This is a genomic window from Acidithiobacillus sp. (assembly GCF_023229925.1).
In the GTDB taxonomy this organism is placed as follows: Bacteria; Pseudomonadota; Gammaproteobacteria; order Acidithiobacillales; family Acidithiobacillaceae; genus Acidithiobacillus.
Map to the genome: position 1 here is coordinate 239,660 of NZ_JALNYM010000002.1, position 25,915 is coordinate 265,574.

Here is a 25,915-nt window from a genome sequence, read left to right on the forward strand (position 1 = left end):
TTTTATCTTTCTGAACAGATATAATCTGTGCGATATTATGCGCATTTTTTTACTATGAATATCCATCTTTCCACAGGTAACCATGTCTGAGCGCACCGCCATTTCTCCAGAAGATATCCTGCGCACCCTGCTAAAACACCAGCATACCGAGATTACGGCCGCCATCGCGCGGTCTATGGACCTTTTTTATGCCCGTGCCGCCAGCCATCCAGACATCAGCGCGATACAGCGCCAGCTGTCGGCCGAGCAGTTCGAGCAACTTAAGGTAGAACAGCGGGCCCAATCCCTGCTCCTGTTGCAGCCAGATACCACGGAGGAACATCTCGAGCGCGCTCAAGCCATGGGCCGGGTATATGCCATGGCAGGTATCCGTACTGAATGGCTGATCAGCAGTATGGCGTTATACTCAGACTGCCTCCTCGAACAGCTCACCCCGTTTCTGAAACATGAAGACGCCTTACAGTCGCTGATCCTGCAACGCTTGGCGAAGGATCTCGCCGGACAACTGCAGGGAATGGAGTCCGCCGCCCTGGAAGAACGCCAGGTTATGGAGCGCATTGATCTGCTCCTTTTAGGCGACACGCCGCCCGATGATCTCGCATCGCTGATGCTCAACAAACTGCTGAGCATTCAAGGACTGGATGGAGCATGGATCGGACGCCCTGATGCGTCTGGTCGCGTGATAAACGATGCCGTCGCGGGGGCAGGACTTGCAGACTACATCGGTTGCGTCGAAATTCGTGTAGATGACAGCCCGCTCGGACAAGGTCCAGCCGGGCAGGCCTGGCGAACAGGTGAAACCGTCATCATTGATCACTGGAATACCGACACTAACACCCAACCCTGGCAGGAGGGCGCCCCGTTCCACGAATGGCGCGCCAGCGCTACCATACCTATCCAGGCAAGCGGCAGTGCATACGCGGTGCTCGGCCTTTACAGCCGTATCCCCGGCTTTTTCAGCTATTCTAGCCGCCAGATGCTGATTCGTCATCTCGCGGTCATGTTGGGGGTCGCCCTGAGCCATCGCCGCCAACAAAAGCACATGGATCGACTCAACAGTCTGTACCGCGCCTTTCTGGCAGAGGGAGACATCCTGATCCGCGCGCGATCGGAGACGGAAATGCTCCGCAAAACCTGCCAGCGTCTGGCGGAAGGCGCACTCTTTGGTACTGCCTATGTGGTACGGCCAGATGCCGATGGTTGGTTCCGCCCCCTCGCCGCTGCCGGTGTCGGTAGCGGCATACTGGGTAGCATGCATGTTAACGCCCATTCTCAGCACCCACCCAGCCTCATCGCGGATACCTGGCAATCCGGGCGCCTTCAGTATCGTAATGATTATCTCAGCGACCTGCGCCTGAATGCCCATCACGAGATACCGAAGCGTAACAACTGGGCGAGCATTGCCGTGGTCCCTGTGCATCGTGATGGCCAGATTTGGGCTGCCATGGTGGTCGCCAGCCCAGACAAGGACATTTTTGACCAGGGAATCCTCAGCGCCATCGCCCGCGTGGCCAAACTGCTCGGCCATGGTCTCGACGAATTGGACCTCAAGGATCGTATCGACAAAGAGCGCTCCGTACAAAGCTGGATGGCCCGTCACGACCCGCTCACCGGCCTACCCAATCGGGTCGCTCTCCTCGATCGCATCCCCGAAGCGATGCAGCGCGCGCAGCGCGAAGAAAAACTCCTCGGCATCTGCATGCTGGATCTGGACGACTTCAAGCCCGTCAACGACCGGTATGGCCATGCCGCCGGTGATGCCCTTCTGCAAAGCATCGCCCATCGCCTGCAGACAGCGCTGCGCCAGACAGACTTTGTCGCGCGCATCGGTGGCGACGAGTTCGCCCTCGTACTGGAAAATGTCAGCCGCATGGAAGATATCGAAAACGTGATGGAAAGAGTGTACCTGGCCCTGGACACCCCCTTCTTGCTCCCCGGCGGCATTGAAGTGCATGTGGGCGGCAGCCTCGGCCTCACTTTGCACCCTTTTGATGACGGAGACCCGGAGCAACTGCTGCGCCACGCGGATCAGGCCCTTTACACCGCCAAAGCGGAAAAGGGGCGACGCGCACGGTTTTGGCGCGCTTTTCAGGGTGACGATGAGGCATCGACCATGCAACGGCGGCCCTATATCGAACTGCTTCACCAAGGTGCGTTGGTAGCCTATTACCAGCCCATACTGCATTTGGCCAGCGGCCGGATCATCGGTGTCGAGGCCCTGGCACGCCTGCGCCAGGGTAACGAGATTTTACCTCCCGCAGTTTTTCTTGATCATCTGGACCACGCCGCCGGGCAACTCCTCGCGGAACAAATGATGCGCCAGGCCATGCTCGCGGCACAGTACTGGGAAACTGCAGGCTTCCCACTCGAAGTCGCCATTAATGTCCCACCCGAGGTACTGCTCTCCGATACCTTCCTTGAACATATGGAAGTAACGATCGCCGAGAGCGCCCTCCCAGCGGAGCGATTAACGCTGGAAATTCTGGAAAGTGGCGAACTCTTGTCACTCCGCTTTGCCAAAAACCGTATCGCCCAAATTCGGGCCATGGGGGTGCGCGTCGCGCTGGACGACGTGGGGAGCGCGTATGCATCACTGCTACGCCTCAAGGAAATCGCCGTCGATGAAGTCAAGTTGGACCAGAGCTTTGTCCAGGAGATTTCGCAAAACCCCGCCGACTTGGTCTTTGTCATGAGCGTCGGTGCCCTCGCCCAGTCCATTGGCGCGCGCTATGTGGTGGAAGGCGCAGAGACCGCGGAAACCATCAATGCCTTAGCGGTGTTAGGGGTGGGATGCGTGCAGGGCTACGCCATCGCCCGTCCGATGCCGGAAGAAACCATGCTGGAGTGGCTCCGTGCCTGGAACGGTATAGCCCATGACACCCAGCCGCGCACCCTGCTCGGCGCCTATGCATCACACCTGCAGTTTGACGGCATCTATCGCCTCGCACCGCGGCTACTGGGCGAGTTGCAGCATTCTGAAGAGGTCTGTCAATGTGGGCTGGGCGAGTATCTGGATCATCACGGCTTAGAGCAGTCTGCGCTTGGTAAAGCCCATCAGACCTATCATTATTGTGTTGGCACCACCCACTCTGCTACAGAGCTGGACGCCTGCCGCCAGCACGTAGCGAGTGCGGTGGCGGCCGCTCAGCAACAGATCGCTGAATATGGACACACGCCCCACGGCACGAACTGATACCCATCATTTGACGGGGCTTGCCCGCGCAACGGCGGCGCAGCGCCTAGCCGAGGGTGGCCCAAACCTGCTACCTGGAAGCACGCCAAAAACGCTCCTGGCCATCGTGCTTGGTGTCTTGGTCGAGCCGATGTTCGTGATGCTCTTGGTGGCTGGCGGTATCTATCTGCTCCTGGGAGACCGTGCCGAGGCGCTTTTCCTGCTGGCCTTCGTGTTCGTGGTCATCAGCATCACTCTGGCCCAGGAGCGCAAGACCCAGCGGGCGTTGGAGTCCTTGCGCGATCTCTCCGCGCCGCGGGCGCTGGTGATCCGGGACGGCCAGGAGTTGCGCATCGCCGGGCGCGAGGTGGTGCGCGGCGATCTCCTGGTTCTGCACGAGGGCGACCGCATTGCCGCCGATGCGCAACTGGTGCAGGGTCAGCTCACGGTGGACGAATCGCTGCTCACCGGTGAGGCCGTGCCGGTGGACAAACTCCCCAATCTGGGGCGCGCTAAGTTGACCATACCAGGTGGTGAAGGTACGTCAACCTTGTACGCCAGCACCTTGGTTACCAGGGGGGTAGGGTTTGCCGTGGTCGGTGCAACGGGTGTAGATACTGCGGTGGGGCATATTGGCCAGGCTTTGGCAACAACGGAAGAGATGACCTCCGGCCTGCAACAATCCACGCGCCGGCTTATCCGTAACCTGACGGTGATTGCGCTGATGCTGGCCATATCGCTGGTTTTGGTAAACTGGTTATGGGATGGCCGTTCGCTGCTGGCGAGCCTGCTTTCGGGCATTGCCTTGGCTATGGCCATCCTGCCCCAGGAGATTCCGGTCATTCTCACCGTATTTCTGGCCTTGGGCGCCTGGCGTATTTCGAAAAAAAAGGTGTTGACTCGCCGCATGTCCGCCGTGGAGGCGCTGGGCGCGGTCACCGTGCTTGCGGTGGACAAGACCGGCACGCTCACGCAAAACCGCATGGAGGTCGCGGAGCTGGCCGCAGGTGATGCGAATTTCATTGTGTCACTGGGCAGCGAACTGTCCGAAACCTTTCACCTCCTCGTCGAATTCGCCATGCTGGCAACACCGACAGATCCCTTCGATCCGATGGAAAAGGCCATCCAAATCTTTGGTCACACGCAACTGGCTGGCACCGAGCACATTCACGACGATCGCCGCCCCGAATTCCAGTACGAGCTGTCGCCGGATATCCTGGCCATAACCCGGGTGTTTTCTGGTATGCGACCGGCCACCCATTTGCTGGCCACCAAAGGCGCCCCCGAGGCGGTGGCTGATCTATGCCATCTGGCGGATGAAAGACGCTGCGCTATTCAGAGTCAGGTTGAAGCCATGGCCGAGCGGGGACTGCGGGTGCTCGGTGTGGCCAAGGGCGAATGGCAGGCAAGCGGCCCGGATGCGCCGTGGCCACCAAGCCAGCACGACTTTGATTTTACCTTCCTGGGCCTGGTCGGGTTTTTTGATCCGCCGCGCCCCGAGGTTCCCGCGGCGATTGCGGAATGTCGAGCGGCGGGAATACGCATTCTCATGCTCACTGGCGACCATCCTGCCACAGCGCGGGCTATTGCCAGGCTGGTCGGCCTGTCCGAGCGGCCAGCGGTTGTCACCGGCGTCGAGATCGCTGCGCTGGATGATATTGGCCTGCGCCAGCGCCTGCTGCAGGTGGACCTCTGTGCTCGCCTGCAGCCGGAGCAGAAATTGCGCCTGGTGCGGGTACTGCAACAAGCTGGCGACGTGGTGGCGATGACCGGTGACGGCGTCAATGATGCTCCTGCGCTCAAGGCCGCTGATGTAGGCATCGCTATGGGGGAGCGCGGCACCGACGTGGCCCGCGAGGCAGCTGCCCTGGTACTGCTGGACGACAGCTTCGCCAGCATCGTCGCCGCCATCGCACAGGGGCGGCGCATCTACGACAACGTCGTTAAAGCCGCGCGCTTTGTCTTCGCAGTGCATCTGCCCGTTATCGCGCTGGCGCTGCTGCCCGCGTTACTGAACTGGCCTATCCTGCTGCTGCCGGTGCATATCGCCGTGCTTGAACTGCTGATCGACCCCGCCTGTTCCACCGTGTTCGAGGCCGAGCCGGCAGCAGCCGACATCATGTGTCGACCGCCGCGCCTCCTCAACTCTAGTCCATTCGCTGCCGGCAACATTGGCTTTGCACTAGCACAGGGCCTTGGGATTGCGGTCATTCTTCTGGCCGGAGGTGCATTGTTGCAGCACCTGGGTTGGGCCGAAGAAGATCTTCGTATCAGCGTGTTCACCGCCCTAGTACTGGCGTTGTTCCTGCTGATCCTGGCCAATCGTGACCTGACCCATACGGCATTGCATAATCTGCGCGGCAACAATCCTTTGCTGGCACGCATGTTCGTGGGTGTGGGAGTGGTGCTCGCGGCGGTTCTGGCGATTCCTTTTTTGCGCGATGTGATGGGTTTTTCTGCCATGAGTATGCCACCACTCCTGGTCGCCGTCGGGCTGTTGTTGGCCTGTATCCTTTGGGTGCAAATCGTGCGCCGGGCAAAGTGGGGCATATCCTGACCCCATTCGGCGAAGTCCTGTGTCACGACAATTTAATTTGTTTACGAAAATACGCCAGTTTCGTAGCGACACGAATCTGGCGCATGTTGATATATTGCCTCGGTAAAATGGGGATAGCCAAGATTAGAGAGTCATTTCTTCTTCCTTCAGCACCTCCCTGAAATTCATGTCGGTTTTGCCTTCGTGCATAAATTTATAAAGTAAACCAGCGACCAGCCCCCCGAACGGCGTTGCAATGAGATAAACCCATATATGTGTGTAGTAATCACCTGCCACGGCAGGGCCCAGCGTCCGTGCCGGATTGACGCTGGCCCCTGTGAGTGGGCCCATGAATGTGACAATCATGACTAAAGTGAAGCCTATGGCCAGCGGCGCTGCATTACCAGCACGATCGCTCATGGCGGTATACAGCGCGGTGGTGGTGAGGAAGAAGGTTCCCAACGCCTCCAGCATGAACCCCCCGCGGACAGATATAAGGTTTGTATCGATGGTGGTGGCACCCAGGTGCCCCATTGGTCCGTGCAGCGCCGTGAGCAGTGCAAATCCAGCGGCTATTCCGCCAAGGATCTGAGCAATCATATACATGCCCGCGTCCCGCCAACTGATCTTTCCTGCTATGGCGCCGCCCAGAGTGACCGCAGGATTCACGATACCGCCGCTGATATCCCCGAATACATAGGCCGCAATCATGATGGCCAATCCGTTAGCCAGAGCGATGTCTATGAGTGGGTTACCCATGGCCGCCGCGCCGCCGCCAAAAAACACAAGCCCAAAGGTACCAATGAACTCTGCCGTTATTTTACGCATTAATGAGTGCATAATATATCTCCATATCGGTGCAGGGGTTTGTTTCATAAAGGGGGAAAGACTCCCTCGCCATCGTTTGATTCCAGGTAACGCAGTGCTCCACCAACAAGAATGCTTCCCGTTATCGTATTTGGTTCAATAATGGAATAATTATGGCACTCTAACCAATCTACAGGTGGAACCAATCTATGATATCTGGTCATTTGCAAAAGTTCCAGGTCCGTGACCTGATCGTTGAATTTCGCCCCCAACGGACTGACCTCAACAAAATCTTCATGTATTGAGAAGCGTTACACCTATAATGCATAGCAGCGCAGGCCAACCGTGACGATCTTCTTAGCCTGCCTGGCGAACAGGATGCGGTTCGATTCACCAGAAACCATAAGAATTCTCTATTATTACAGCTTGAAGTAAGGCCAATTAACAACTTGACATTTAATCCACAAACGGTTTTATTGGGTCATGATAGGCACGTGGATGGAGCAAGTCGCTGAACACTTTATTAGAAAAAGGCGTTACCACACGATGTTTGCAGTCATTGCACGGAGGAACTTTCATGGCTAGCATAAAACAACTCAAGCGGCTAATTTATGTGGCAATATTACTTACCGTTGGCGCTTCCATGCTTTCTGGTTGTATAATAGCTCCGCCATACGGCGGCTATTATGGCGGTTATTACGGGGGAAGGGGGGATGGGTGGCATCACGGTGAGGATCACTGATTGCAACCCATTTTATGCGAGGCATTAACAGTGACAGACTGACATTGTTGATGCGTGTTTTTTTCGATATACGGAATCCTATGAAAAAGCATCTATTGATAACGCCGTTATTCTTCCTGGGGCTCACGTTTTCCATTGCCCACAGCGCGGTTGCTGACAGCCGGGATTATGCTTCCGGTTACTCTATGTCACCGCCGACTCACTATGGTCAGCGTGCTGACTATAGGTACCGTGACGAGCACAGGTACCGAGATGGTGAGCGGCACAGAGAAGATCGACGGCGCGCGCCGGAGCATCGATATTATCGGCGTGGCGACCACTGAACGCGAGATACCACTCTCCCTGCACCGCCAGCAGACCGCACAGAAAGAATGCATCCAGTTAGTACAGGTACTGGAGCATTCCAACAGGGGCTTTCAGGGGAATAAAATACTCCGTTCTAAGGTCTGAACACCCGCAAAACGGCGGGAGATTTAACGGTATGCAGTGCAGCCATACCGATATGTCCCCACCAATATAGCCAGACAAAAGATGACAGAAAGTCATGTAGTTTCTTGGGTAGTTGGTAGAGACCTATAGGCGCAGCCACCCCGTAATTTGGGATCAGGAAAAACATTACAAATCCCAAGACAGCCATGCCAGTCACGGCCAGCAAACCCAGTCCATGCACCATCCCTGGTAAGCCACCTCGCATTCCACTGGCCGGCAGCTTCCCATCTGCCAGCCCCCTTATATCGCTGCATATATTTTCTAAATACTTTCCACTATATGGGAAAAGGTGCGAACGCAGCTTCTTGATGCGTACGACTTCGAGCCAAAATGCCAGAATAACTAACGTCGCAAACATGCCAACCCACATGTGGGCATGAAATAGCAAGTGCCGAAATGGAAGCTCGCCCACTTTTTTCCATATTGCCTTCATATCGAGTTCGCTGAAAAGCAGAAAAGTCACCACCAATGCAAATCCCATATGTATCCACCGCGTACTTCTTGGCCACTCTTGAATCTCTTCAGACATGAAAAACTCCGTAGTTTTATGACATGGATTGCAAAATCCATCCGGCTTTGCGCGGACGAAATATTAACAGATAATTCCAAATCTTGCAATCTTCAGATCTGCTTTGATATGTTATTATGATTTCATAAACGTAATAACCAGCTGTGCTGTGCGGATAGATGCACTCGCACATTAAAGGTCATATCCTGTTTGGGCATTTTTTTGCGAAACGGGGGATAACTGGCGGTTCCTACAGCGTTGAGTGCCGCACGATTTATGGCACCAATACCGCTGCTTTGGGCGACGTGCGCAGAAAGCAGATGACCGGACGGCGTCAGGGGAGAAGGGAGATCACCGCGGTGCCGGTGGCGCAGGTGGCGTCACCGGTAGAGTGTAGACCGGAGCCTGCGGAGCGGGTGTTTTGGCGAGCAACGGCTTGGGCGGCGGTGGAGTCGGCTTGGGTTTCGGCGGTGCCGGTTGGATCATGTGGATCGCGATGATCCTGGGGTTTGGCTTGACTGTGACCGGCTGGGACCCATTGGAATAAATCAATCCGCCCATCATCAGCGCCTCCAGCACCACGCCGATAATCAGTGCTCGCCCAAAATGATCCTCTTTGAATTACACGGGCTGCATGGGGGAAGGTAGCGTGGATGTATTCATGGCTGTTCAATGTCCTCGTTGTGCAGATGTCCTTGATCGGGCAGATCGGTCATGATGCATTTATGCAGAGTCAGTGGAGCTTTCCCTCATTGGCTTCATAACTGGCGATGGTCAGCCCATGGGCCTGGGCGTAGTGACGCAGGTAGTCCGTGAAGCGGTCATAGCTCTTCACGCCCTTGCTCGCGATCCACTCCTGCTTCAACTGCTCTGGACCACCGACCTTGAGCAGAGAGGTCGGCGTGTAGGTATGCTGCTGACCGATAAATGCCAGATGCTGCCCATGGGGATCGGTATGCGCTTTCAGCCAGGCGGGGGTGAGGATATGACCCGTGGCACCCGCCTCCCGGCGCAGGAGCATGCGATCCGCGCATTTGCCGGAATTGAAGGCGACGGGGACCTGAATAGGTATGACCTTCGGCGTTGGAGCGAAGCGGGGATGTCTGGTCCATATCCCCGAGAGGACCGCTGCGTTTTCATCCCACTGGGACATGGGCGGCAGCCCCAGGGCCGCCTCAATGGTCTTGACGATATTGACCTGAGAGTAGAGACCGGTGGCCAAAATACCCTTTTTGATCCAGGGCCCCAGGGCCAGAGCCAGCGTCCGATGCGCATTGATGTGATCGGCACCGGACTGCGCATCGTCTTCGGTCAGGAACACGACCATGTGCTTCCATTGCGGGGTGGTGGACAGATAGTGGATGAATTTCGCCGTCGCATCATCACTGTTGGCGACGTAGTAATCGGGGGTATAGTAACAAGGCGCCAGACCCGCGGTATGGTCGTCGGGCAGCCAGATATACACAAAGTGCGGGAATTTCGCCCCCGGATGTTTTTGGAGCCAGTCGATAGCCAGCTTCGCCCGGTCGGAGTCGAGGATCATCCGGTCCCAGGAAGGATAGCTCCTGGCCACATGGGCCTTGAGCGCTGAACGGATCACCCCATCCCGGGCGCGAGTGATATCTTCACCGAAGTCCTCGAATGACACATGGCTTTGCAGGAGATCGTTGAAAAGATACAGACGTTCCGGATAACTGATCCACGGATTGGTGAAGTCCCCCAGTTTCTCGTCATAGTGATAAGGGTTGTGGGCGCCGGGCGCTTTGGGTTTTAAGGAAGCCGATCCGCCGGGTCCGGCGTTCCAGAGCAGGCCTCGATTGGAGTAATACTCGGGCCACAGGCGCTGGACAACATCGGAGTCGGAGGCACCGTCCACCCATTGATGCCCTTGCGCCGTGACTTCGCCATCGGCCATGAAGTTGACGAAAAGCGCATAGTGATGGGCGAGCTGGTAGAGATTGGGCAGTTCTTTTTGGTTATAGAGATCAAAATGAGGGTCCGCCCACTTCCCGGCCGCAGGGTAATCTCCGAGATCCTCATCGAAGGTCTTGTTCTCCCGCAGGATGAAGACCACATAGCGGATATGTTTTTTAAGAAAGACTGTGGTCTGGACATCCTGCGTGTGCTGCGCTGTGCGCTGAGACAGCGCGAATCCATCGTTGTGGAGGGCGTCCTGGGTCCACTGAGCGAGATGCGTGGGGAGTTCGGACAGTTCCACCTTCTGCAGGACCCCGTGCATCATATTGCCAATATACTGCCATTGGAGATTGGGGCCGGAGCCCAGACCTTTGGCGCAGGTCACATAGAGGGCGCCATCGTTTACTACCAGTGCTGTGGGATACCAGGCGGTGGGGATCAATCCCAAGCGTTGGCCGGTATGCACGTTGTAGACGGCTACATCATTGTTCCCGGCATTGGCGACGAAAAGCTTGCCACCGGCGACGGCGAGTCCGTCCGGATAACTGCCGGGCGGCGCGTTGCGGTAGGGGTTATCGTTGATAATGCGTACCGGCTGCAGCGTCTGCGTGTTGACCTCGACTACCTTGTCGATGTTGGCGTCAGCGACAAAGACGTCGGGGCTGTCCGGCACTGCCACCATCGCGCTGGGATGTACACCAGCGGCGACGGTAGAAGGTCCCACAGCGTGGCCAGTGGCGACATGACCGAGCACCCGGAAAGTTTGACGATCCAGAACGGTCACGCCGTTGCTGCCCCAGTCGCTCACCACCAGTCGCCGCCCCTGATCGGCGAGGGCGACGGCAAAAGGATAGGGACCTGCATTCACATAATCCGTTTTGCCGCTGGCGATATCGATGCGCGCCAGACTATTGGCCAGCATACCGGTGACATAAAGATGGTGCTTGTCGGGGCCGATCACCACGGAGTCGGGATAAAACAGATACCGCTTTTGCTGGTCGCCCTGGTATTGGTAGGGATACTGATTCCTGGGGAAAGATTGCCATTGCAGGAGGTACTGACGGATGACGCGCGCCTTGCCATCTTTGCTGCGCAGGGCAATAACCTTATCGGAGTCGCCACCCGTGGCGTAGAAAACACCGTCAGGTCCCGCCGTCAGGCCCTGGAAGAAATCGCTGTGAGAAAGCAAAGTGGTGGGACTGGCCGTCGGATTACTTTCTGCCGCAAGAGTGGCCTTGGCCTGCGCGATTTTCTGCGCGGCGTCTTCCTTGGGGACATACACCGTACCACTAGCACCCGTATGAAGAGGATTCAGCGCAATCCCGCTTCCGCCGCGGGTGGCCAAAGCAACGGGCTGGTTAGGAACGACCTTGGAAAACGCCGCCAGTCGATCTATGGGTTTGAGGGTTTCTGCGTCATAAAAGGTGAGGGTCTGGAAGGGCGTGGCGCCATTGGCAAGCACCGCGACCTGATTACCACGTATGGCGAGCATCGTCGGCAGATTGGGGGTCCCATTCAAGCGGCCTACAGGGGCCACCGTTCTCCCGGTGGGTAGTATGGCTTTGAGCGGTATCGCCTTTACGCCGTTCATCGCCGCCCATTCGGATGGGTATTCTGCCTGACTAACCGGAAAAGGACCGGCCAAAGCCGTTCGAATCAGAGCCAGAGCCAGAGCGGACATTGCGCATAGCATGGTTAAATGAAGCGGCCGGATCATTCTTTATTTCCTCATTATGATGCGAAGACTACGGGCATTTAAGTTGCCACAGGCTTGATCACTACCCTTTGTCAAATCATGACGGCATAACTTGACAAAGTGCGCTGCGTCATAAGACGCAGCGCCGCAAAACGGCTTAGAACTTGGCCGCTACCGTCACAAAATACTGACGGGGAGCTCCCGGATCAGCCAAAATGGCGCCGGCACTGTTACCACCGAAGTACCCACCACTGGTGATGTACTCAATGGGGTTATACTGGGCATCGAAGAGATTATATATTCCCACGGAGAGCTTCACGTCTTTCAGAGTGGGGATGTATTGATTCAATCGGGTCGTTTTTACCCCCAGGCTAAGATTGGAGATATTGTATCCCGGCTGTTTCTGGTGCGATGGCGCACCGGTCACGTTGTTGAAGAGGTACTGTGAACTGGTGTACTGATCCACGAACTGTGGAGAGAACAGAAAGCCATGATAGTAGTACCGATAGTCAAGACCAGCGCTCATAGTGAGGTCGGGGCTATAAGATACATTGGCGCCATATAATATCGTGCCACCACCCTGCGGAGTATATGAGGTATAGTACGAATGATTGAGTGCCAGATTGGCGAACAGGTGCCAGTTCCAGGAGGGGTTGTCGGCGATGGCGATATTCACGCCATTCACCACCGCATCGGCCGAAGCGAACTTGGTCTGTGCAATGTTCGTCAGATAGGTCGCTATGGTCTCATTAGCCAGATGATCATTGTAGTAGTTGATATTGAACGTGAAGTTGTGCAGCAACATCCAGTTGTGCACTAGAAACTTGGCTCCGACTTCATAATCTGTGCTTTTTACCGGCTTCAAACTGTTGAAGTCTATGCTGCCTCCGTGGCTATTGTAGGCACCAAAGTTATTATCAGTGGGGTTTTGATAAGACCGCGCATAATGGGCATAGAGTGAACCCCACTTTACCGGGGCAAAGCGCACCCCAACCGAAGGTTCAAGACCGGATATGGTATCCGCAGCACTATTGATCAGCGTCTGATTTTGGGCACCCGCAGGAAGATTGGTGAATACCTGATCTCCATTATTGTACATTTGAGTCTGGTACTGGACCGCTGCAACGCCTGGCGTAATCTTTAGGCCGGATAACGGCGTAATCGTATCCTGAATAAATCCCGCCAAATAGTTGTTATAAAGAACGTCGCTATTGTACTGACTGGGGAACGACGGACTGGTGCCCAGAAGCGTATTATACCCGGCATACCGGCTGGTGTATTGCTGATGAATCCACGACCCTCCAGCCTTCAGCAGATTCATCGGCAACTGCCAGTCGAAATACAGCTTGTCCCCATAGGTGTCCGATGTCGGATCGTAATACTCGGAATTCGCGCTGTTTCCCGGCGTGTAATTGGTGATGCGATAATGGAGTCGGTAACCATGGCGATACCAGGCCATTTCGTGCAGCGTGACGTCCCTGCTGAGGTGAAGGTTCAGCTTGGAATACAGCATGTAGTCCTGCACTTTCAGCTGTTTAAACCAGACAGACTCAGGCAGTGATGCGTAAAACCCGCTGGTCTGTTGGCTATACAAAGGCGCGTTGGCATTCAAGCCCTGGGCAGTAACGCCCTGTATGGGGGTCACCGGTATGAAATTGGGCCGGAACTCACGCGAGCTGTCGACATAGCCGCCAAGGCTAAAGGTACCACTTCTGAAGGTCTTTACCGCCTTGCCAAAATAGGCGAAGGACTGGGATGGAGCGCTGAACGAACCCGTCCGGAAGGTGTTATTTTTCGTATAACCCCCGGCCAGAATCGCGGACCAGCCATCGTACATTCCCGTTTTGAGATCGAAGTTGTAGCCGAGCGTGCCGTTACTTCCAAAGGTAGTACCTATCTCGGCGCTCGGTTTTACGGATGGCTGCAACGGCACAAAGTTGATGGTGCCACCGATACTGTCGAACCACCGACCGGCTGGATTGCCAGGACCATAGGTTACGTTGATGCCATGGATCATCTGCAGAATAGGAATTTCGTTGGAGTCCCAACCACCATTGTGGGAAATCAAATTGTTCATGGGGATTCCGTCAAACAGCACCGTCAAGCCATTGCGCTCGACGTCACCATTCACGGATGACCACCCCACCTTCACGCCGCGCACAGCGATTTCATAGCGCGCGGTCGAGGCGATGCCACCGTATCCACGTACCGCGACACCAGGCGCCAGAGACAGCGCTTGCGCCGCCCCTGCGGCAGGGCCTACGCCCTGAATTTCACGTCTCCCAAGAACCGCCTGAGATTGCGTGGACTCAAAAACTTTCTTTTTGGTCAGCTTGCCGTCGGTACTGGCCAGCGCCTTGGCAGATTCAGAAAACGCATTGGCCGAAGCGTTTACTTCGCCAACACTGGTAGATTGTGCGCCTGAACTATGCACTTGCGAAACGTCGATAGCAGACGCCGAGTTGGTACCATACGCCGCTGTTAACGTGCTCAAAGTACAAATTCCCGCAGCGCTCATGGCGAACAATAACGGGTTCATACGATACCGCTTATTCATTTCTGGCTCCTGTATAAGAATATGCTCGCATAAAATCACACGATTTCATTATGTTGCCAAAGCAACAGGCAAAATGGTACAGGAGAATTGTGACACCACTATTACGCCATAATGACCATAATATGACATTCCAACATTCAAAAACCGGGGAGAATAGAGTTCCCCCCGGCCAAACATGTTACTTCATTCAGCTAAAATGAGGCACTTACACTGACATAAACCGCACGTGGCATGCCTGGTTCCCCCAGTAGCTGTCCAGCCACCCCATAATAGCCACCACCAGAAATATACTCATAATTATTATACTGCTTATTCAGCAGATTGAGGACCGTTACATTAACAGCGGCATCGTGCATCCCGGCAAACAGGTATCTTTTTGATACCTTGACTCGCAGCGAGGCGTTGAATATACCGAAACTGGGCAATTTCTGATTTGTGGGGGCTCCAGTGTTGTTGTTGTAGATATTCTGAACGCCGGTGTACTGCCACCAGACTCGTGGCTCAAACAGAATACCCGCATGATAAAACTGATAATAGGCACCAATGTTGGCGGTTTGTTCCGGCACATTAGAAATAGGCAGGCCAGCGTATGATACGCCATGACCTGTAGTATAGTTCGAGTAGGTGGCCTTCTCGAAGCTCACGTTGGAGAACAGGTAAAGATTGTAAAGGGGATTATCGTCCATCGACAGATTGACCCCGCTGAATACTGACGAACCAGATGCGAAGCGCGAGTAAAGATGGTTTACTACCGGGATGGGAATGATTTCATTGGTATCATCCAGGTGGTAGTAGTTCGCATTGAAGACGGCATGATGCAGTAGGCCATAATTTTTGACATACGTTTTCACGCCGACCTGGTACTGTGTCGACTTCTGAGGCTGCAAAGTGGACGTCAGTTCATGAGCATATGTCCCGGTGGCTCCGGCCGGCGCCTTGTAGCCAGTGGCGTAGTTACCATATAGTGCAACGTTGGGCGTCACTTTATAGTTGACGCCGATAGATGGCTCAAACTCCGTAAAATTCGTCGATGAGTTTGGCTGGTAATCGCCATTATGACCGATCAGGTTAGCCACACTCGTGGGGAACTGGGCAGCAGAGTTGTTCACAAAATTTGTTTGGAATTGAACCACGCGAATACCGGGCGTAATGCGCAGGCTGTGGATGGGACGAATGACGTCTTGGACAAAGGCTGCAAGGTCCGTCATGTAGAGATACGAACTATGGAACGCGCTTGGCAAGGATGGACTATTGTACACGGGAGAGCCGTTGATGATTACGTTATTACCGGCGTTAGGGCTTAGCGAATCATAGGTTGCAATCTGGTTCTGATTATAAAAATACAACAGGGAGTTATATTTCGAATTCAGGAAATACCCACCGAGCGAAATGTTGTTGTATGGCGCATTCACGGTCAGATAAAGTTTGTCCCCGTAGGTATGATCGGAGGCGTTATAATACTGATTGAGCACGTTGGCAGCATTGCCAGTATTGTTGTAGTGCAGATGCACGCGGTCGCCATACCGATACCATAATAGGTTATGGAACGCGATGTTGTGTGTAAGGTGTTGTTCAAATCGAGAATAAATGAGGTAGGTCTTTATAAAGGCTTCTTTCCAGTAAACAGAATAAGGGAGGGTAGTATAAAACCCCGTGGTTTGCTGACTGTAGATAGGGCCTGGATTCACATTTCCGGTGTTTGTGTTGACTCCGTAAATGGTGACATTCGGATTGGCGGCTACCGGGATTGGTAACGGTCTGTAGGCAACGGAACGAGAGACATAACCACCAAAACTGAGGTGACCACCACGGAATATTTTTCGTACTTTTCCATAATACGCGTAGTTGTTCCCAGGATTGTTGAAGCCATATCCATTCAAATAATTGCCGCTGCTACCGACCCCGCCCGCAATGATCCCTGACCAGCCATCGTGCTGGCCAGTGCGAACGTTGAAGTGGATACCTTTAGAATCAAAACTCCCATAGTACATGCCTATGGATGCCCCAGCCTTCTTGGTCGGTTGCAGCGGCGAAAAATTAACGGAGCCGCCAATATTGTTATACCAACGATTCAGCGGATAGCCTGGACCGTAAGTTACCGTAATGCCCTTGATCATGGACATTTGTGGCAGCTCCGAGCCCTGCCAGACGCCGTAAGCCGGATCAACCATGGGCACGCCGTCGAAGGTGACCATGACCGTACCATCATTCGCGTTGCCCGCAATGTTTCCCCAGCCTGTCTTCATGCCATTAATGCTGATCGACGAGCGTGGCGCGCCACTTGGCCCGTTGGTGACAACGTTGACCCCTGGCGCTACGGCAAGTGCCTGTGCCGCCCCACCCGCGGGGCCTGCGGTGGCCATCTGACGCTTATTGATTACTTTCACCGATTGGGTGGAATTGAATACCTGTTTTTTTGTGGGGAGATGAGCCAGCGTGTCTAAAGCGCCCGTGTTAGAGGACACCTCTCCGACACTGATGCTGCTGGACGAGGTGGTGGGAGCGGTTACACCGGCAGCAAATGCCATGCCGGAAATTCCACACAAACCAGCAGCAATCAATGCACTAAATAAGGGATGATAACGATACTGATGTTTCACGGACATACTCCTTTTGTTGTAGTTACGGTTGAGTTACTTCGCGGCCTTTGCGGCAATACCAATCTCACTGACCCCTGCCTTCTGGCAGACATCCATGACGTCAACGAAATCTTGAAACGGTACGACCTTATCGGCCGCTATGGTGATCTGGGTCTTGCCGGGGTTGCCGTCGTTCGCCAACATTTTTGTAGTGCGGCCAAAGCATAGTGATGGCCCTTCACATTCACCGTGCCATCCTTTTCGATGTTGGATGATCTCGACCCGGCCCTTCTTCCGCTCGAAGTAGCGACGTTCCATCAGCCCGCCCTCACCACGGCAGCTGCCACCTTTGGCGTCGCGGTCTGGATATTCCCCTTACCGTCGGTGATCGGGTGCCCGTCCATGCGGTTGAGCAACATGGTCTTCACCGAATCCAACTGCAGCAGGATCTGCCGCACCTGATTATTGAAGGCATTGAAAGCCACCAAGCCGGTCATGGCGATGAAAAGGCCGGTGGCGGTGGCGACCAGGGCATCGGCCACCCCGCCAGTCACCGCCGTCGGCGCGTGCCCCGGTGCGGCCAATACGGAGAAGGCGTGAAACATGCCGATGATGGTGCCGAAAAGGCCGAGCAGCGGAGCCAGGGTAATGATGGTGTCCAACAGCCACAGCCGACGATCCAGTTGCGGCGCCATGACCAGGATGCTCTCTTCCAGGCGACTGGCGAGTGCTTCACCCTGCACATGCCCTGAGTGGCTCGCCGCCGTTTTCAGAAGTGCTGCCTCCGGCAATGCGCCAGCGTCCTCCGCGAGAGTTTGCAGGGCGTCTCGATCCAATCGCCCGTGCTGGGCGAGCTCCTGCACAAAGACGGTGCCGCGCAGGATAGTGCGACGCAGATACCAGAAACGGTCGACAATGATACCCAGGGCGACCATAAGAAGACCGGCGAGCACATAAAGCACACCGTCAGAGTAGTTGGCGAGATGGATGAGATAAGCAGTATTCATCAATAAAACTCCGCAAAATATCAAATAGAAACGGCGCCGAAGCAGCGCGCGGAAGAAGAAAAATCGGTGAAGGGAGTGTTACCTCCTACGGGACGTACAGCCATCTCGCTGACGTGCCGGAACGTTTCGGGGGGATTGAACTGATAGCCGCGTCCACGGAGCGTGACGATGCAGTCGTCGAAACCGAGGAAACGCAGGCGGCTACGTAAGGCGCTGATCACCAAGCGGGCATCGATGGCAGATGTTGTTTCCGCTTTGGACAACGTTTGCTGCAGGAGTTTCAGTGATAAGACACACTGGGGATGACCCCAGAATAAGGCCATTACAGTAAACAGCGCGTCTTTTATGGCGACAGATCGTCCCGCGCTACTTAACGTCTTGCGGGATTGATCGATCTGCAGTGGACCATAGGTGAGCGTCGTGATAGCCGTCTGCTGAATGAGCCTTTCCAGGTGGCGGGCGACATCCACAGAGGGGTCGTCGAGGTCCACCATGTTCTCGATAATCTGAGATTTCAGGAAAGCAGGCGCAGCAGAGCCTCTGGGTAAATCTATAGCCGTTATTGGGCAGGATGTGTGGGTAGCCCACTTGACATGCGCTTTCCAGTCGGCCCAACTGCTTTCCAGCGGCTTGCCGGCGAGAAAGAGAATTGGGGTGAGTCGCTGCGCGCTCAAGGCGATCTTGCAGCGATGCAGGTCGCTGACCCGAAATATCGACCCGGTATAGGCAGACAATCGATCAAGCAAGGCGTGAGTAATCAGCGTGTTCCGCTCCAGCACCACCAGCGGGTGTGCTGAGCTTTGTATTACGGCGTTCATGCGGCTACCTCTTATATGCGCCGGGTTGTATCCGACAACATCAAAAGTGGAGGTCTTTTGCCTCCTGGAATAGCCCCTATGCTAACAGCCGAATATTGCATCCATGTGTCACTGGGGTGGCGTTTTTATGATGTTTTTATGACGCTTTCATGACATTTCACGCATTCTTTGGCGGTGAAAAGCGGTATCCGAAACTGTGCACTGTTTCCAGCCAGCCTTTGGCCCCGGCACTTTCCAGAATCTTGCGTAAACGATAAATCTTGACTACCAGAGTATTGGGAGCGAGATAGGCGCCCTTACCGCCCCACAGGATGTCGGCAATCTGATCGTTGGAAACGACCTCGTCCGGATGGGTAGCGAAATAGTAAAGCAGATAGAAAAGCCGCCGCGGCAGATGAATTTCCTGGCCCAATATCCAGACACGCAATGACACGAGATCAATGCAGAGGTTTTCCTCTTCACCCACCCGTGTCGGGGCATGTGTGCGCAGCTTTTTGAGGAGACCTCGCACCTGGGCGGTCAAAATTTCCAATCCCAGACTGACGGGGATATAAGCTTGCGCACCTACTTCCAGCGCTGCAACGGCGTTGGGTTCGTGATGGTCTTCTTCTGCACTACTGCCAACCACCAGAAAGGGCAAATCGTCCTGATGGAATGCCAATTGCTGGCGCCGCAGCCAGTCACCCACCGCGGCAGACCATCCGAGCAGAACAAACACTTCAGGATCCCAGTACCGCATCAACTGCTCGGCTTCGGGGCGCTCCGTGACCCGTCTTACCTGGCCGCCCGCGCGTTCCAGAGCCACTTCCACAGCGACGATCGTTTTACCGTTGGTTCGTGCATTCACCAGCAGAAGGATCCGTGGGCCTTGCGGTGATCCGCCCCCGGATCGGTGGGGGGAAGTTCGCGTCTGCGCCAACATTGCCGTGCGTAGCACATGCACAGTGTGTACCGCAATACTGTTTAATAAAATTAACAACATAGGGAACATCCCATGCTCGCCGTGAACGCGACAAGCAAATGGAAGAAACTCACCGGCGCATTGTTGAGGGAATCGATGGTGCTGAGTTGGGGTACGTATGTGCCCATGGACTGACTCATGCAGTTCTCCTTATAGGGGCTAGTATTGCGGCTCCGCATAGGATAATTGACTTATGTGACACTAGTATGAAGATTGCATGACTTTTTTATGACAATTTACGCGGGCATATCCCCAGACCAAGGGGTATCGCTAGCGACTACGACGGCGCAATGGACCGGATGGATACTTGGCGGACCAACCCAGCCATCAGGCCGGAGATATTTCGCGCAAGTGTTGGGCATGGAAAGCGAGATGCTCACCGATGAAGCTGGCGATAAAGAAGTAGCTGTGATCATAGCCCTCGTGCCAACGCAGAATCAGCCGGACATCTTTCAGTTCTTCGAGCCAGTGTGTCTTCAGTTCGGCCTCCAGAAAAGGATCAGCGCGCCCCTGATCAATGAGAAGGGGCGTGGTTGTCGTTCCGGCAGTCTCCTTCAGCAGGGCCAGAGTGTCGTAGCTCCGCCAGCGCCGCTGATCCGGCCCGAGATAAGCGGCGAAGGCTTTCTGTCCCCAGGGACTGCGACTGGGAGCGCAGACAGGGGCGAAGGCTGAGATGGAGCGATATTTGTCGGGATGAAGCAGCCCGCAGACCAGAGCGCCGTGACCGCCCATGGAATGGCCACAGATGCCTTGTTGCTGGGGATTCACGGGAAAATACCGATCGATCAATGCGGGCAACTCTTCGGTCACATACCGATGCATCTGGTAATGGGCCGACCAAGGGGCCGCCGTCGCATCCACATAGAACCCCGCCCCGCTACCAAAATCCCAGTCGTTATCCTCGCCAGGGATACCGGTCTGACGCGGGCTGGTGTCCGGCGCGACGAGGATCAGGCCCCGTTCCGTCGCATAGCGCTGGGCACCGGCCTTGATCATGAATGTCTCTTCGGTGCAGGTCAGGCCCGCCAAAAAATAAACGACGGGCAGTCGTTGATCTGCCCTATGGGGCGGGAGAAAGACCGAGAAGCGCATGGGTGCATGGCAGATATCGGAGTGGTGCTGGTAGCGCTGCACCGATCCGCCGAAACAGGCATGCGCCTCCAATAGTTCCAGTTCGGTTGTCATCAGCCGCCCTTAAAAGGTCAGCACGGTGCGGATGGACTCACCCTTGTGCATCAGATCAAAAGCGGTATTGATCTCTTCCACCGGCAGGGTATGAGTGATCATTTCGTCGATATGAATCTTGCCTTCCATATACCAGTCGACAATCTTGGGCACATCGGTGCGGCCCTTGGCGCCACCGAAGGCGGAACCGCGCCAGTTGCGGCCGGTGACGAGTTGGAAGGGACGGGTGCGGATTTCCTGACCGCTACCCGCCACGCCGATGATGATACTGGTGCCCCAGCCCTTGTGGCAGCATTCCAGCGCCTGGCGCATCAGGTCCACGTTGCCGATGCACTCGAAACTAAAGTCAGCGCCGCCCTTGGTCAGACTCACCAGATAGGGCACCAAGTCACCCTCAACTTCTTTGGGATTGACGAAGTGGGTCATGCCGAACTGCTCGGCCAGCGCCCGCTTCGTCGGGTTGATATCGACCCCGACGATCATATCGGCACCGGCCATGCGCGCGCCCTGCACTACATTGAGCCCGATCCCGCCGAGCCCGAAGATCACGACTTTATCGCCGGGGCGGACCTTGGCAGTGTGGATCACCGCACCGACACCAGTGGTGACCCCACATCCGATGTAGCAGACCTTGTCGAAGGGGGCATCTTTCCGAATTTTCGCCAAGGCGATCTCGGGGAGCACGGTGTAATTGGCAAAGGTACTGGTACCCATGTAGTGATACAGGAGTGTACCGTTGATGGAAAAGCGGCTGGTGCCATCGGGCATCACGCCGCGCCCCTGGGTTTCGCGAATAGCCTGGCAGAGATTGGTCTTGCCGCTCAGACAGTATTCGCACTCCCGGCATTCGGGGGTGTAGAGCGGGATGACGTGATCGCCCGGTTTTAGCGAGCGCACGCCCGGTCCAACCTCCACCACCACGCCCGCACCTTCATGGCCCAACACCGTCGGAAACAGCCCCTCGGGGTCCATACCGGAGAGGGTGTAGGCATCGGTATGGCAGACGCCGGTCGCTTTGATCTCCACCAGTACCTCACCGGTACGGGGGCCTTCCAGTTGCACAGTTTCGACGACGAGGGGCTGATTGGCAGCATAGGCGACGGCAGCACGGATATCCATGGGATTTCTCCAGTAGTTTCAGGTGGTGTAATGTAAAAAGTCAGACAGGTTCAGCGGGAGACGAGGCACCATCATGGGTGCATTCATCGTGAGCATAGCCGATCGAAGCCATCTAACCCGACGAATCGGTCTTTTCAAAGCGCAGCGCTGCCGAATTCAGACAGTAGCGCAGCCCCGTCGGCGCCGGGCCATCGGGAAACACATGCCCCAGATGGCTATCGCAACGGGCACAGCGGATTTCCGTGCGAACCATACCGTGGCTGGCATCGCGAATCTCGCGGATATGATCAGGCGCATAAGGCTCCCAGAAACTCGGCCAGCCCGTCCCCGACTCAAACTTGGCCGTAGAACGAAACAACGGCAGACTGCATAAACCACAGACAAAAACCCCATCCCCCTTTTCATGTAACAGGCCGCCGCAAAAGGGCGGCTCCGTACCATGCTCAAAAAGCACATGACGCACCTCGGCAGACAAGCCCTGCGCCATTTTTGAGCGCTTACCGGCGTCAATCGGGGTCAAATCAAAACCAGCAGACGAACAGATCATTGCTATAATCTCCGTTAAGTTTTGCGCAATAATTGCGGAAAACGCGCGTGCAGTTTCTCCACCTTCGGCTGCGCCACCATGCAGATATAGGGCTGATCGGGATGCCGACGGGCATAATCCTGATGCGTGTCTTCGGCGGGATAGAAATGCGTCAAGGGTGCGATTTCGGTGACAACGGGCCCATCAAAAACATCCGCCTGATTGAGCTGCGTCACATAATCCCGTGCCATCGCCGCCTGCGCATCGTTCAGAGTAAATATGACGGAGCGGTACTGCGTCCCCACATCATTCCCCTGCCGGTTATGCTGCGTCGGATCGTGGGCCACCGCAAAAAAGACCTGTAACAAACGGCCAAAAGATAATACTTTTGGATCATAGTGAATCTCTATCGCTTCAGCATGGCCTGTTGCGCCGCCGCACACCGCCCGGTAATTCGCGGTCGCCGCCGCGCCCCCCGCATAACCAGACACTACCCGTGTCACCCCGGCAAGTTCCAGATACACCGCCTCCACACACCAGAAGCAGCCCCCCGCCAGCACCGCCACACCCGGCGCATCGGCGGCGGGATCCTCGCGGCTGGGAGCAGGCATCGTTAAAGCCATGACATGCACTCCATGAGCGCCCGTAGCCCTTGACCGGAGCGGGCATTGCCCTGAGCATAACCGCAAAATCTCACCAAACCAAATGTCAACAGGCGATGTGCCAGACTCCGGCGCATTTGCTAGTATTCACGTTCTGGCGAGGTTCGTTTTGCAAAACTTCTGGAGAATGGGGCATGGAAACTGAGAATCAGAGCCGAGTAACAAAAGGGCGCATTGGATTCAGAAAAGCCGCAGGACTGCGGTTTGCGGCGCTGCTTTTCGGCCCGCTGGCGCTCGCCGGGTGCGCAAGCAGCCAGAATCTCAAATCTGCGGAACATCTGGTGCAAAACAACTTCCACGGCCAGGCCCACGTAATCAAAGTCTTTCCTGGCCCCACCAAAAAGCTTACAGGCATCGTCGCCGAGAATGCCCAGCATCAGCAGGGCATACTCTGGATGTTGTCCAACCGCTACCTCCTGCTCGGCCCGGTAGTGAACGATAAGGGCCACGATATCACCCGGACGGCTACAAAAAAGTATCTGGTCCAACCCAGGAAGGTCCCCGCCGAACAGATTGCCTTGGCGGCAATGAAGGCACCGGGCTTCACGATAGGCCATGCAGGCCCACTGATCGTGGTGTTTATGGATCCCAACTGTATCTACTGCCATCTGCTCTGGAAAGCGTTACAAGAACCCGTCGCCGAAGGTCAACTCCGGGCAAAACTAATCCCGGTCGGCTTTCTGAAAGACTCCAGCGTCGCCAAGGCGGCCACAATTCTCGCCGCCAAAGATCCGGCAGTTGCATGGGCGAATAACGAGAAAGGATTTGACGAGAATACCGAGGAAGGCGGCACCCGGCCCTTAGCACAGATTCCTCCAAAGGACATAGCAGCCATCAACACCAACACCGCGTTGCTTCAGTCCAGCGGCGAAGAAGCGACACCAACCCTGCTCTTCTGTCAGAAGAATGCACCAGACGCCAACGCATCAGCGGGTAAAACCGACCGGCAGATGACCCTGGAACATGGCATCGCCATGCATGCACTTCCCACGCTGATCAAGTCGCTCGATGGCAATGTGAGCGCGGATGGCTGCATACCCTGATCTCCGCCGGGCTGGCGCATTTCCGATACCAGCCGACTTCCCTCGCAGTCAGCCCTTGGTTATATTCCGTCTATGCACAGCTCCACACACGATGATCTGGTCATCCTCGGCGGCACCTTCGATCCCATCCATTACGGGCACCTGCGCGCCGTGGAAGAGGTGCGGCAGGCCCTAGGCATCGCCCAGGTGATGCTGATCCCGGCCGGGCACCCACCCCACCGCCAAAGCCCCTGGGCTGATGCCCGCCATCGTCTGGTCATGACCCGCATCGCCGTCGCCCACCACCCGCACTTCACGGTCAGTTCCTGGGAAGTGGAGCGGGAAGGGCCGTCCTACACCGTCGACACCCTCACGGCACTGCGCCAGCAGCGCCCGGATGCAGTCCTCGCCATGGCCATCGGCATGGATGCCTTTCTGCGCTTCGACACCTGGCACCGCTGGCAGCGCATTTTGGACCTCACCCATCTCATTGTTACCGGGCGCCCCGGCTGGCCCGCTGCCGAATTACCGGAAGCCCTGCGTCAGGCCTTATACCAGCGCCGTTGTGAGGATGTGAGCACCCTGCGCCAGACGCCGGCCGGGCGTATTTTGTTTCACACAGTCACCGCGCTGGAGATTTCCGCCACCAGCATCCGCAGCCTGCTCGCCAGTCATCAAAGTCCGCGTTTCCTGTTACCTGACGAAGTATTGGATTATATTGATGCCGAAGGGCTCTACCATAGCCCGTAACCAACACAAAGGATCATAACACTTGGCGACAGCAGAAACCCTCCGCGACCTGGCCCTCTCCGTTCTGGATGAACACAAAGCGCTCGACATCAAGAGCATTGATGTCCGCAAACAGACCGACATCACCGACTATCTGATCATTGCCTCCGGCACATCCGACCGGCACCTGCGGGCGCTGGCCGACGCCGTGATGGCACGCATGCGCGAAGAGGGTGTAAAACCCATAGGCAAGGAAGGTCTCACCGTGGGCGACTGGGCGCTGGTGGATCTCGGTGACGTCGTCGTCCATGTGATGCGCCCGGAAGTGCGCGATTTTTACCAGTTGGAGCGGCTCTGGGGAGAACTCCCGCAGATGCGCGGTCAAGGCGAGGGGCGCTGATCCGCAATGCGCCTCTGGGTGCTGGCGATCGGCAGCAAAATGCCGGCATGGGTAGAGGCGGGCGTCGCCGGATATACCGAACGGATGCCTCCACAATTGCGTGTCGAGTGGCGCGCACTGCCGCTGGCACGACGCGGGCGCAGTGGGGACCCGGTACGCTGGCGACGCGAAGAGGGTGAACGGATTCTGGCAGCAACCCCCAGTGGTGCCGAGCGGGTAGCGCTGGAAGTGGGCGGCAAGCAACTGGACAGCGAGGCCTTAGCGCAGCGCGTCGACACCTGGTTTGGCGGCGGGCGCGATGTGGCGCTGTGGATCGGCGGCCCCGATGGCCTCGATCCGGCCCTGCAACCGGACTGGCGCTGGTCCCTGTCGCCCTTGACCCTCGCGCACCCGGTGGTGCGCGTCGTGCTGGCTGAACAATTATACCGGGCCTGGAGCATTCAGGCCGGATTACCTTACCATCGTGGCGGAGAGGAGTGACGC

Annotated in this window: 21 protein-coding genes; 7 read left to right on the forward strand and 14 right to left on the reverse strand. The window is 56.0% G+C overall.

The annotated features are described in order from the left end of the window. The first annotated feature begins 82 nt into the window (after positions 1–82). The gene (locus M0P56_RS07700) at positions 83–3,193 is read left to right on the forward strand and encodes an EAL domain-containing protein (protein WP_291509471.1); all 3,111 of its coding nucleotides are present in this window, start codon (positions 83–85) and stop codon (positions 3,191–3,193) included. Continuing rightward, positions 3,165–5,729 carry a cation-translocating P-type ATPase gene (locus M0P56_RS07705; RefSeq protein ID WP_291509472.1) on the forward strand — a complete coding sequence of 855 codons (2,565 nt, stop codon included), beginning with the start codon at positions 3,165–3,167 and terminating at the stop codon, positions 5,727–5,729. Before M0P56_RS07700 ends, M0P56_RS07705 begins: the two co-directional genes overlap by 29 nt. 123 nt (positions 5,730–5,852) lie before the next feature. Here the strand turns inward: M0P56_RS07705 and M0P56_RS07710 are convergent, their stop codons facing one another. Then, entirely contained in the window at positions 5,853–6,548 is a 696-nt protein-coding gene (locus tag M0P56_RS07710; protein WP_291509473.1) for an MIP/aquaporin family protein, read from the reverse strand. A 961-nt stretch (positions 6,549–7,509) separates the two neighbouring features. Here M0P56_RS07710 and M0P56_RS07715 point away from each other — a divergent pair. Next, entirely contained in the window at positions 7,510–7,707 is a 198-nt protein-coding gene (locus tag M0P56_RS07715) for a hypothetical protein (RefSeq protein WP_291509474.1), read from the forward strand. Here the strand turns inward: M0P56_RS07715 and M0P56_RS07720 are convergent. From M0P56_RS07720 to msrA, 13 genes are all read right to left on the reverse strand, one after another. Next, a complete protein-coding gene (locus M0P56_RS07720; protein ID WP_291509475.1) occupies positions 7,697–8,275 on the reverse strand; it encodes a cytochrome b/b6 domain-containing protein in 579 nt (192 codons plus the stop codon). The genes M0P56_RS07715 and M0P56_RS07720 overlap by 11 nt on opposite strands. A 122-nt stretch (positions 8,276–8,397) precedes the next feature. After that, a complete protein-coding gene (locus M0P56_RS12395; RefSeq protein WP_367273212.1) occupies positions 8,398–8,628 on the reverse strand; it encodes a TonB family protein in 231 nt (76 codons plus the stop codon). Positions 8,629–8,987: 359 nt separating this feature from the next. Next, positions 8,988–11,762, reverse strand: a complete 2,775-nt coding sequence (locus M0P56_RS07730) for an alkaline phosphatase family protein (protein ID WP_291509476.1) — start codon at positions 11,760–11,762, stop codon at positions 8,988–8,990. A 262-nt stretch (positions 11,763–12,024) separates the two neighbouring features. Next, on the reverse strand, positions 12,025–14,424 hold the full coding sequence (locus tag M0P56_RS07735; RefSeq protein ID WP_291509477.1) for a TonB-dependent receptor: 2,400 nt from the start codon (positions 14,422–14,424) through the stop codon (positions 12,025–12,027). 191 nt (positions 14,425–14,615) lie between these two features. Continuing rightward, positions 14,616–17,024 (reverse strand): TonB-dependent receptor, encoded by a 2,409-nt coding sequence (locus tag M0P56_RS07740; RefSeq protein WP_291509478.1) that lies wholly within the window; start codon positions 17,022–17,024, stop codon positions 14,616–14,618. A 33-nt stretch (positions 17,025–17,057) separates the two neighbouring features. Continuing rightward, positions 17,058–17,321 (reverse strand): biopolymer transporter ExbD, encoded by a 264-nt coding sequence (locus tag M0P56_RS07745; protein ID WP_291509479.1) that lies wholly within the window; start codon positions 17,319–17,321, stop codon positions 17,058–17,060. Then, positions 17,321–18,010, reverse strand: a complete 690-nt coding sequence (locus M0P56_RS07750; protein WP_291509480.1) for a MotA/TolQ/ExbB proton channel family protein — start codon at positions 18,008–18,010, stop codon at positions 17,321–17,323. Before M0P56_RS07750 ends, M0P56_RS07745 begins: the two co-directional genes overlap by 1 nt. A gap of 20 nt (positions 18,011–18,030) precedes the next feature. Continuing rightward, positions 18,031–18,828: a hypothetical protein gene (locus tag M0P56_RS07755; protein ID WP_291509481.1), complete on the reverse strand. Its 798-nt coding sequence runs from the start codon at positions 18,826–18,828 to the stop codon at positions 18,031–18,033. 157 nt (positions 18,829–18,985) lie between these two features. After that, a complete protein-coding gene (locus M0P56_RS07760) occupies positions 18,986–19,675 on the reverse strand; it encodes a response regulator transcription factor (RefSeq protein WP_291509482.1) in 690 nt (229 codons plus the stop codon). A gap of 441 nt (positions 19,676–20,116) precedes the next feature. Continuing rightward, positions 20,117–20,962, reverse strand: a complete 846-nt coding sequence (gene fghA / locus M0P56_RS07765; protein ID WP_366110223.1) for an S-formylglutathione hydrolase — start codon at positions 20,960–20,962, stop codon at positions 20,117–20,119. A 21-nt stretch (positions 20,963–20,983) separates the two neighbouring features. Then, entirely contained in the window at positions 20,984–22,093 is a 1,110-nt protein-coding gene (locus tag M0P56_RS07770; RefSeq protein WP_291509484.1) for an S-(hydroxymethyl)glutathione dehydrogenase/class III alcohol dehydrogenase, read from the reverse strand. Between the two features lie 112 nt (positions 22,094–22,205). Further along, entirely contained in the window at positions 22,206–22,640 is a 435-nt protein-coding gene (msrB, locus tag M0P56_RS07775) for a peptide-methionine (R)-S-oxide reductase MsrB (RefSeq protein WP_291509485.1), read from the reverse strand. Positions 22,641–22,654: 14 nt separating this feature from the next. After that, positions 22,655–23,242, reverse strand: a complete 588-nt coding sequence (gene msrA, locus M0P56_RS07780) for a peptide-methionine (S)-S-oxide reductase MsrA (protein WP_291509486.1) — start codon at positions 23,240–23,242, stop codon at positions 22,655–22,657. Between the two features lie 29 nt (positions 23,243–23,271). Between msrA and M0P56_RS07785 the strand changes: the two genes are divergently transcribed. The 4 genes from M0P56_RS07785 (at position 23,272) to rlmH (ending at position 25,912) form a co-directional block, all read left to right on the forward strand. Continuing rightward, entirely contained in the window at positions 23,272–24,324 is a 1,053-nt protein-coding gene (locus tag M0P56_RS07785; protein WP_291509487.1) for a thioredoxin fold domain-containing protein, read from the forward strand. 72 nt (positions 24,325–24,396) lie between these two features. Beyond that, complete coding sequence (gene nadD / locus M0P56_RS07790) at positions 24,397–25,053, forward strand: nicotinate-nucleotide adenylyltransferase (protein ID WP_291509488.1); 657 nt, start codon at positions 24,397–24,399, stop codon at positions 25,051–25,053. Positions 25,054–25,075: 22 nt separating this feature from the next. After that, complete coding sequence (gene rsfS, locus M0P56_RS07795) at positions 25,076–25,432, forward strand: ribosome silencing factor (protein ID WP_291509489.1); 357 nt, start codon at positions 25,076–25,078, stop codon at positions 25,430–25,432. Positions 25,433–25,438: 6 nt separating this feature from the next. After that, positions 25,439–25,912, forward strand: coding sequence for a 23S rRNA (pseudouridine(1915)-N(3))-methyltransferase RlmH (gene rlmH / locus M0P56_RS07800; protein ID WP_291509490.1), 474 nt, complete (start codon positions 25,439–25,441; stop codon positions 25,910–25,912). Positions 25,913–25,915: the final 3 nt, after the last annotated feature.

Coding starts and splice junctions, on each gene's coding strand:
- M0P56_RS07700 (WP_291509471.1), top strand. CDS start 83: ATGTCTGAGCGCACCGCCATTTCTCCAGAAGATATCCTGCGCACCCTG.
- M0P56_RS07705 (WP_291509472.1), top strand. CDS start 3,165: ATGGACACACGCCCCACGGCACGAACTGATACCCATCATTTGACGGGG.
- M0P56_RS07710 (WP_291509473.1), bottom strand. CDS start 6,548: ATGCACTCATTAATGCGTAAAATAACGGCAGAGTTCATTGGTACCTTT.
- M0P56_RS07715 (WP_291509474.1), top strand. CDS start 7,510: ATGGTGAGCGGCACAGAGAAGATCGACGGCGCGCGCCGGAGCATCGAT.
- M0P56_RS07720 (WP_291509475.1), bottom strand. CDS start 8,275: ATGTCTGAAGAGATTCAAGAGTGGCCAAGAAGTACGCGGTGGATACAT.
- M0P56_RS07730 (WP_291509476.1), bottom strand. CDS start 11,762: ATGAACGGCGTAAAGGCGATACCGCTCAAAGCCATACTACCCACCGGG.
- M0P56_RS07735 (WP_291509477.1), bottom strand. CDS start 14,424: ATGAATAAGCGGTATCGTATGAACCCGTTATTGTTCGCCATGAGCGCT.
- M0P56_RS07745 (WP_291509479.1), bottom strand. CDS start 17,321: ATGGAACGTCGCTACTTCGAGCGGAAGAAGGGCCGGGTCGAGATCATC.
- M0P56_RS07750 (WP_291509480.1), bottom strand. CDS start 18,010: ATGAATACTGCTTATCTCATCCATCTCGCCAACTACTCTGACGGTGTG.
- M0P56_RS07755 (WP_291509481.1), bottom strand. CDS start 18,828: ATGAACGCCGTAATACAAAGCTCAGCACACCCGCTGGTGGTGCTGGAG.
- M0P56_RS07770 (WP_291509484.1), bottom strand. CDS start 22,093: ATGGATATCCGTGCTGCCGTCGCCTATGCTGCCAATCAGCCCCTCGTC.
- msrB (WP_291509485.1), bottom strand. CDS start 22,640: ATGATCTGTTCGTCTGCTGGTTTTGATTTGACCCCGATTGACGCCGGT.
- msrA (WP_291509486.1), bottom strand. CDS start 23,242: ATGGCTTTAACGATGCCTGCTCCCAGCCGCGAGGATCCCGCCGCCGAT.
- nadD (WP_291509488.1), top strand. CDS start 24,397: ATGCACAGCTCCACACACGATGATCTGGTCATCCTCGGCGGCACCTTC.
- rlmH (WP_291509490.1), top strand. CDS start 25,439: ATGCGCCTCTGGGTGCTGGCGATCGGCAGCAAAATGCCGGCATGGGTA.